At 29.8% G+C, this 8,129-nt stretch carries 9 protein-coding genes and 1 pseudogene; 4 read left to right on the top strand and 6 right to left on the bottom strand.

What is annotated here, in order from left to right:
* Positions 1-375 precede the first annotated feature (375 nt).
* The 4 genes from IDG63_RS13180 (at position 376) to IDG63_RS13165 (ending at position 2,232) form a co-directional block, all read left to right on the top strand.
* The gene (locus tag IDG63_RS13180) at positions 376-993 is read left to right on the top strand and encodes a CadD family cadmium resistance transporter (protein WP_049394661.1); all 618 of its coding nucleotides are present in this window, start codon (positions 376-378) and stop codon (positions 991-993) included.
* Between the two features lie 18 nt (positions 994-1,011).
* Positions 1,012-1,359 carry an ArsR/SmtB family transcription factor gene (locus IDG63_RS13175; protein ID WP_002441960.1) on the top strand — a complete coding sequence of 116 codons (348 nt, stop codon included), beginning with the start codon at positions 1,012-1,014 and terminating at the stop codon, positions 1,357-1,359.
* A gap of 168 nt (positions 1,360-1,527) precedes the next feature.
* On the top strand, positions 1,528-1,629 hold the full coding sequence (locus IDG63_RS13170) for a type I toxin-antitoxin system Fst family toxin (RefSeq protein ID WP_000228874.1): 102 nt from the start codon (positions 1,528-1,530) through the stop codon (positions 1,627-1,629).
* Positions 1,630-2,010: 381 nt separating this feature from the next.
* Positions 2,011-2,232 (top strand): hypothetical protein, encoded by a 222-nt coding sequence (locus tag IDG63_RS13165; protein ID WP_002504105.1) that lies wholly within the window; start codon positions 2,011-2,013, stop codon positions 2,230-2,232.
* A 122-nt stretch (positions 2,233-2,354) separates the two neighbouring features.
* Here IDG63_RS13165 and IDG63_RS13160 read toward each other — a convergent pair whose 3' ends face one another.
* The 6 genes and pseudogenes from IDG63_RS13160 to IDG63_RS13135 form a co-directional block, all read right to left on the bottom strand.
* A complete protein-coding gene (locus tag IDG63_RS13160; RefSeq protein WP_002504104.1) occupies positions 2,355-2,504 on the bottom strand; it encodes a bacteriocin in 150 nt (49 codons plus the stop codon).
* A 20-nt stretch (positions 2,505-2,524) separates the two neighbouring features.
* On the bottom strand, positions 2,525-2,668 hold the full coding sequence (locus IDG63_RS13155; RefSeq protein WP_002504103.1) for a hypothetical protein: 144 nt from the start codon (positions 2,666-2,668) through the stop codon (positions 2,525-2,527).
* A 156-nt stretch (positions 2,669-2,824) separates the two neighbouring features.
* Complete coding sequence (locus IDG63_RS13150) at positions 2,825-4,981, bottom strand: peptidase domain-containing ABC transporter (protein WP_002504102.1); 2,157 nt, start codon at positions 4,979-4,981, stop codon at positions 2,825-2,827.
* A gap of 252 nt (positions 4,982-5,233) precedes the next feature.
* The gene (locus IDG63_RS13145) at positions 5,234-6,049 is read right to left on the bottom strand and encodes an AAA family ATPase (protein ID WP_000164958.1); all 816 of its coding nucleotides are present in this window, start codon (positions 6,047-6,049) and stop codon (positions 5,234-5,236) included.
* Positions 6,042-7,485, bottom strand: a pseudogene (locus IDG63_RS13140) (transposase). Before IDG63_RS13140 ends, IDG63_RS13145 begins: the two are co-directional and overlap by 8 nt.
* A complete protein-coding gene (locus IDG63_RS13135) occupies positions 7,457-8,050 on the bottom strand; it encodes a recombinase family protein (RefSeq protein ID WP_000690638.1) in 594 nt (197 codons plus the stop codon). The pseudogene IDG63_RS13140 and the gene IDG63_RS13135 overlap by 29 nt, the downstream one beginning before the upstream one ends.
* Between the last annotated feature and the right edge of the window lie 79 nt (positions 8,051-8,129).

Raw genomic sequence — 8,129 nt, 5'->3', positions numbered from 1 at the left:
ACCGTAGGTCTCTTCAGATCTACGGATTTTCCCCATGCCACGAAATTAGCATCATGCTAGCAAGTTAAACGAACACTGACATGATATATTAGTGATTAGCTATATTTTTTACTTTGCAACAGAACCAAAAGTATTTTAATTATAACACGGCATTTATGCCGAGAAAATTTATTGTGCGTTGAGAAGAACCCTTAACTAAACTTGGAGACGAATGTCGGCATAGCGTGAGCTATTAAGCCGACCATTCGACAAGTTTTGGGATTGTTAAGGGTTCCGAGGCTCAACGTCAATAAAGCAATTGGAATAAAGCATCTATGATTATTTGAAAACATAAGTTATAATACATTCAAAAATATTTTTGAATGAGGTGTAATTATGATTCAGACTATTGTAACTGCTGCTATTCTTTATATTGCGACAGCAGTAGATTTATTAGTGATTTTATTAATATTTTTTGCTAGAGCAAAGACTAAGAAAGAATATCGAGATATTTATATTGGTCAATATGTAGGATCTGTGGCATTGATTGTCGTAAGTTTATTCTTTGCCTTTGTCTTAAATTATGTTCCTGAAAAATGGATATTAGGATTATTAGGGTTAATACCGATTTATTTAGGAATTAAAGTAGCTATTTATGATGATTGTGAAGGAGAAAAGAGAGCTAAAAAAGAATTGAATGAAAAAGGATTGTCTAAATTAGTTGGTACGGTTGCAATTGTTACGATAGCAAGTTGTGGTGCTGATAATATTGGTTTATTTGTTCCGTATTTTGTGACATTAAGTGTTACTAATTTATTAATTACTCTGTTTGTCTTTTTAATTTTAATTTTCTTCTTGGTATTTACTGCACAAAAATTATCTAATATTCCAGGAGTTGGAGAAATTGTTGAGAAATTTAGTCGTTGGATTATGGCTGTTATTTATATAGCTTTAGGTTTATTTATTATTATTGAAAATGATACTATTCAAACAATTTTAGGATTTATATTTTAATTTAGGGTGCGATTTTATATGAGTTATGAAAATGCTTGTGATGTGATCTGTGTACATGAGGATAAAGTTAACAATGCTTTAAGTTTTTTAGAAGATGATAAATCTAAGAAATTACTTAACATTTTAGAAAAAATTTGTGATGAGAAGAAATTGAAAATCATATTATCTTTGATTAAAGAAGATGAGTTGTGTGTTTGTGATATTTCTTTGATATTGAAAATAAGTGTTGCTTCAACTTCACATCATTTAAGACTTTTATATAAAAATGATGTACTTGATTTTTATAAAAAGGGAAAGATGGCATATTATTTTATTAAAGACGATGAAATAAAAGAATTTTTCTCTAAAAATCAGGAGGGTTTTTGAAACGAGTGAAACGAGTTTCTTCTTGTCTTGATACTATAAAAAAGCAAAGATATAACATAAAATGACTTATCGGAAGTTATCTATTATCCCTTATTCAGAGATGATATAATATACAGGTCGCCTATCTCTCAGGCGTCAATTTAGACGCAGAGAGGAGGTGCATATCAGATGGTCGAAGCTCTTGTTCACATCACGACCACAGTCATCAGTGGTTGTATTGTTGCGTTATTTACGCATTGGCTACGTACACGTAACAATAAGAAAAAATAGGCGATATTAGCCAACACCTAAAAATCCCCTCACTATTGCGAGTAGTGAGGGGATTGGTGCATATAATGTACGAAGCTCTTGTTGTCTAAATTATAACACTGGTTAGTAGAAGAATGCAAAACACTTATATTAAAAAATGGGTATCTTTGAGTAGTATCATAAGTTATAGTATAGAAATATTTAAGTGTTTGTATTCAGAATTTAGTTTTCCGTTAAATGATGTATTGCTAGAAGGTACTGATAAAAAAGCGAGTAAAGAATATATAAACAAGAATCAAAAAACTTTTTATTGTCTATAATCATCTATTACTTTCTTTTTACTAGTAACTTCGATAATTGCAAACAGTATCATTGGTTATTAAAAAAATAAAAGATGCAAAAATGGCTAAATATTGGAAAGAAAATCAAGAGGGATTATTAAATGATGGGGAAGCATTAACTATATTAATGATGTTATATAATGAGCATCCATATGTAGTACAATTACCGTGTTTAAATAAGCAACTACAAGATGACAACAGATACGCTCAACCCACGTATACTATATATTCTACAACCAAAAACAGAAAAGAGAATAAAAGAAGAATAAAAAATAGCATATAACCTTAATAAGATAATTAATTTTGTTATATTAAAATAATATATAGATAATTTAATTATTTAAAGTCGAACAATTAAAAAAGTCTGGGTTATTACCCAGACTTTTTTAATTTAAATAATGAGTCCTATTTTGTAGTATCAGCGACAGACTGTTTTAAATCATGCCAACCATTTGAAATGGCATTACCAATACTAGTGACTTCGCCAGTGACTTCACCAACAATCCCTTTACCACCATTGATATCTTTTAATTGTTTTTCATTTAGTGTTTTCATTGAAATAGTCCTCCTTTAAATTATTTTCCTCGTACTTTATTAATTGCTTTACCAATACCTTGTCCGATATTGCACATTATTCCATCTTCTACAAAATCACCAGAACAACCAGTTTCACGACCACCATTGATATCTTTTAATTGTTTTTCATTTAGTGTTTCCATTGAAATAGTCCTCCTTTAAGTAATTTCATCTTACATCTTATAAATTAGCATTTGAATATAAAGAGAATGTAAATAGACAGTTAAGTGAGCTTTTTTTTGAGTTTATTTTTTTTATTATCGAAATATATTTAATAAATAGAGTATATTAATATAAAATCAGTCTATTTTCATTTGAAGTTGCCATAAATTTTTATATATACCGTTTAAATGAATCAACTCATCATGTGTACCATTCTCAGCAATTTGACCCTCGTTTAAAACATAGATATTATCAGCATTTTTTATAGTACTTAATTTATGTGAAATAATAATTACGGTTTTACCATGTTGAGTTAGTAAGTCAATATGCTCCATAATTTTGTTTTCAGTTAAACTATCTAAGGCACTTGTAGCTTCATCGAAAATATATATATCAGGATCTTTTAAAAATGTACGTGCTAAAGATAAGCGTTGGCCTTGTCCGCCCGATAGATTAGCTCCTTCTTTTTCTAACATAGTGTTAAACTGATCTGGGAATTTCTGTATAAAATCTAAGGATTCTGCTAATTGACAAGCTTTAACGATATCTTCATCACTTTTGTATTTATTGCTACCATGTAAAAGATTGTTTTTAATTGTATCAGCAAAAAGGAATGTGTTTTGTGAAACATAGCCTATATTCTTACGTAAGTCAGAAAGATCAATATCATCAATAATATAGTTATCAATCATAATATTACCTTCTGAAGCAGTGTAATAGCGATTGAGTAACTTACCTATAGTTGATTTACCACTACCACTTTCACCAACAATAGCAACCTTTTGCCCTTTTTTAATATTTAAATTAATATCCTTCAATACCACACTTCGAAAGCCATACTGAAAGTTTACATTTTCAATGCGAATGTTGTTTTTAAAAGTATAAGGTTGTTTAGAAGTATATAATTCAGTTTCGGTCTCTAAATCAGTTATTTCAGCAATACGACGTGCTGCAACAAATGAAGATTGCAGTGTTGGTTGAATATTTATGAGACGTTCAATAGGATCAAGGTAATAAATAGTTAAGGCATTAAAAGCTAATAAACTACCTAACGTCATACTATCCGTCATGACTAAGTAACTACCAAGCCACAATATAACAAGACTGATAGTTAATTTTAAAAAGTTGTTAACCGTTAATTGTATATTAGAAAATCTACCCAGTTTTAATAAGTTTTCAATAATACCATTAAATTTAGTAGTACCAATGTAGAAACGATCGTCTTCAGATTGATAACTTTTAATAGTATTACTACCATCAAAGGATTCTATTAAATATGAACTCAATTCAGCATCTTTTTCAGCCACCTTTTGATTATATTTTTCAAAAGGTTTACGTAAAGTGTAACTACAAATAATAAAACAAGGTATAAAAATAATTGTTATCAGTAGTAACAAAGGACTTTGCATATAAAGTAATATAGCACCGATAATAATCATGAAAGTATCAACTAGCAACGTTACCGTTGAAGATGATAAAGCTTCACGAATTTTAGATGTATCCATGAAACGTTGTAGGATTTCGCCAGATTTACGTGTATCAAAAAAGTTCATCGGAAGATGTAAAACATGATAAAAATAATCTTTCATTAAATTAACATCGATTTTCAAACTTAAATGTAAGATAAGTTGAAACCTTAAATAATTAATGAGTGCATTGATTATGTATAAAAGTAAAATACCGAAGCTAATAATATGTAAATTTTTAAGAACATTGGATGGAATAATATGATCGGTTAATAATTTAAAATATAGAGCCCCGACAATACCAACAATATTAATAAATAGTGAGATAAAAGCAATAAATAACAACTTTCCATAATTATTTTTAAATATATCAATAAAAATATTAAGATACGAGGGTGATTCATTGTCAGTAGTAAAATCATCTGTTTTATCAATTAATACAGCAATATTAGTCCAATATTTTCCAAATTCAGTACTTGATAACTTATATTTACCTTTAGCAGGATCGACAATATAAAGCGTGTTATTTTTTATTTTTTCAATAATGATATAGTGATCATAACCTTGTTGATTAATAATATGTACCATAACTGGTAATTGTGCTTGTTTTAAATCATCAAAGGAATCAGCTTTTACGCCAGTTAACTCAATACCAATCTTTTTACCTGCTTGTACGAGACCATATAAATTTGTACCTAATTTATCTGTTTTAGCATATTCGCGCAAACGTGGGATAGATACACGCTTACCATAAAACTGTGAAATCATGGCAAGGCAAGTAGGACCACAATCCTTTTCATCGTATTGTCTTATAAATTTTATAGCCATCATAATGAGTCCTTTCAATAAAATTTAACTCTATTTTAATAAGTATAAATAGTTAGTATTAAACATAAGTTAAATAATCCTTTTGATAATGTTAAAAGCGCTAAAAAGTAAAAATATTTGTCTATATGTCTACTTGTGGTACACCCTAATCATACATATATAATTGTTGTCACTTTACTCGATATATGAGAATGACTTTACCTAATAAATGAGAAAAGCAACGCACTATATTAAAATGCGTTGCTTTTTCTATTATCGAATACCTATAACTAAACTATCTCTAGCTGTTTCTACAACTTCTGTACTTATTTTATCTAAACCATTTATATCCATAATTCTGTCTATCTGCGCAAATAAACGATGAATCAGCCTAAAATTCCCTTTTGTAATTTTAATAATCGTCGTTATTGCCTCATAATCAGTAAAGTCTTCGAGTTTTAAATCAAATCCTAAGTCTTGCCACTTATATTCTAATATATGATGCGTCTCATCTTTACTTAGATTATCAAATTCATGCGCAAAACCTATACGCGAATATAGTTGAGGATAACGAGATAGTTTTTTCTCTATACCCGGCATACCAATAAATATCATTGCTAAATTATGTTCATCATAAATAGCTCTTAATTGCTCTAAATGTTGCACTTTAAGGCGATCAATCTCATCTACTATAATTAAATCAATATATTTAAACATATCACTATAATGTTTACTATGTTCATGTCCATACTTATTTACAACATGTAATTTTTGACCCAAATCAATGATTGCAGTAATACTATATAAATCATTCCTTAATTTAGTTTGTTTTTCTGCTGGTGCATTATAAAATATTTTATCCACCGATAGTATGTCATCGGTCGTTTTACTAGCTAAATCTTCCCAACCTCTATGGTTAACTTGTTTTTCAATAGTATCCCAATTTGTGTAATACCTAGACGATAAAGTTTTTCCGACACCAGGTTGACCATAACATATACCAATATACTGATATTTAATACAAGCATCACAAAATTCAGCAAAGCGTTTATACTCTTTCGTTTCAATGAAATTTTGATTTTTAGTCATTACGATATCTCTTTAATTTTTTGACGTTTTTAGTCGTTTCTTGAGGTGAATAACCACAATTTTTTTCTTCCTTAATTAATTCCGTGGTACTTGGACTAGCAATATTTTGTTTTAAGTGTTTTCTTCTCTGACTACGAGCGTGCTGTATGTCTTTTATATCTATGGAGTAATCAGCTATTTCTGGACATATAGCAGTACAAAGAAATTCATCTCTATAAAACACACGTATTTCAGCCATATCATTTGGGTTATAACGAATCAGTACATATTCACCTACATAAGCTTCTAGATTAGTATTACTGTATCGAAAACCTTGAAAATGAATGCCATCTGAATGAACTTTTCTAGATTTAGGTATTTCCAACAATAATAAATCAAGTTGTTCTAAGCTACTTGGCATATTAGGGAAAAAGTGATTACTATTCCAATGACTGATAGGCGTGGTATGAATAGTACTATGTTCTTTTTGATTATAATCTTCAATTAAAAAGTAACGTAATTTTTCTTCAAAATTGTGAAAATTTATTAGATTACTAGGAGTATCATTATTGTTTATATATCCAGGCAGTTGTTCTAAGAAAGTTTGATTAACTGTCTGAAAGAATCGTTCTATTTTTCCACGACCACGAGGAACACCAACTTTCGAAAACATCAAGTTAATTTTCAAATCAATAGCGACTTGTTCCATATGATGTGAAGTAAAGTCACTTCCATGATCTGTGTAGAATTTTTCGGGTATACCACACACTGGCCAATTGGTATCATTTTTATTCCATATTGCTTGGTGTAGTGTTAATGCTGTGTTTTGAGCATTGGGGGGCATCAAAACTTAAGAAATAGCCTGCAATTGCACGACTATAGTCATCCATAATAATAGTTAGCCATGGTCTATTGATATTACCTTTTTGGTCTAATATAAAGATATCTAGCAAAGTATGGTCTGCTTGCCATATTTCATTGGGTCTCGAGGATTCTCTAATTTGTATTAAATCGTACTTATTTTGATAGTATTTTTCACCCTGATGAGAGAAATCAATAACAGACTTAGGCATCGCTTTAATAACACTATAAATTTGTTTATAACTTGGTATATCAAAATTATTTTCTTTACAGTAATTAGTGATTTTCCTATGAATTGTGGCTATACTATTTCTTTTATTCATAAGCGCAAGGCGTTCAATTTCATCAATTATCTTTGGTTCTATTTTACGTGTTCCTTTATCAGCTCTTGTCGCATAGATTAGTCCTTTAAGTCCTTGTTCTTTATATGACTTATTCCACCTATAAAGGGTGCTTAACGCAATCCCTTTACTTTTAGAAATACTTGATAAAGATTGTTCGCCTAGGATAAAAGGTTTTATAATATTGTACTTTTGAGTAGCTTTTTTACGTTTGGCTTCAGAAAAATTAGTTAGATACTTCTCCTTGTTTTTCATCTTCCTTGTCCTCCAATTTATTGAGGTAACGATAAATTGTTGTACGTGAAACATGCCACTGTTCTGCAATTGTCTTAATTGGCGTGCCATTATCATAAAGGGTCTTAAGTAAGTTTAAATCTTTTTGATTTAATTTTTCTGGTCTGCCTCCATATCGGCCTCTAGCACGTGCTGCAATTCGGCCAGCTGAAGAACGCTCTAAAATTAAATTACGTTCAAATTCTGCAAATGCTGCGAATAAATGAAATAATAATTGTCCAGTTGAACTTGATTTATCCATTGTTATATTTTCTTCTAAACTATGGAAACTTACACCTCGTTCGTTAAGCTCATTAACTAATGTGATTAAATCCTCCATATTACGTCCCAATCTATCTAATCTCCAAACAACAATCGTATCTCCTGACCTCGCAAATTCAATTGCTTTATCTAAACCAGGTCTTTTACTTTTTGAACCACTCATATGGTCATTAAATATCTTTTCACAACCATATGTATTTAATCGATCCTCCTGTAAATTTAAATTTTGTAATCCAGTTGAAACTCTTGCATAACCTATTTTCAAAATACAAACCTCCTATATACATCTTCAGTGTACCATAACTTAATTACAAGGTCTTTTATGAACATAGATTTTTTGTTGG

This window comes from Staphylococcus sp. EG-SA-14 (assembly GCF_017151935.1).
GTDB lineage: Bacteria > Bacillota > Bacilli > Staphylococcales > Staphylococcaceae > Staphylococcus > Staphylococcus aureus.
The sequence above is the reverse complement of the archived record's forward strand: the minus strand, read 5'-3'. Positions and strand labels throughout refer to the sequence as shown.

Coding starts and splice junctions, on each gene's coding strand:
- IDG63_RS13180 (WP_049394661.1), top strand. CDS start 376: ATGATTCAGACTATTGTAACTGCTGCTATTCTTTATATTGCGACAGCA.
- IDG63_RS13175 (WP_002441960.1), top strand. CDS start 1,012: ATGAGTTATGAAAATGCTTGTGATGTGATCTGTGTACATGAGGATAAA.
- IDG63_RS13170 (WP_000228874.1), top strand. CDS start 1,528: ATGGTCGAAGCTCTTGTTCACATCACGACCACAGTCATCAGTGGTTGT.
- IDG63_RS13165 (WP_002504105.1), top strand. CDS start 2,011: ATGGCTAAATATTGGAAAGAAAATCAAGAGGGATTATTAAATGATGGG.
- IDG63_RS13160 (WP_002504104.1), bottom strand. CDS start 2,504: ATGAAAACACTAAATGAAAAACAATTAAAAGATATCAATGGTGGTAAA.
- IDG63_RS13155 (WP_002504103.1), bottom strand. CDS start 2,668: ATGGAAACACTAAATGAAAAACAATTAAAAGATATCAATGGTGGTCGT.
- IDG63_RS13150 (WP_002504102.1), bottom strand. CDS start 4,981: ATGGCTATAAAATTTATAAGACAATACGATGAAAAGGATTGTGGTCCT.
- IDG63_RS13145 (WP_000164958.1), bottom strand. CDS start 6,049: ATGACTAAAAATCAAAATTTCATTGAAACGAAAGAGTATAAACGCTTT.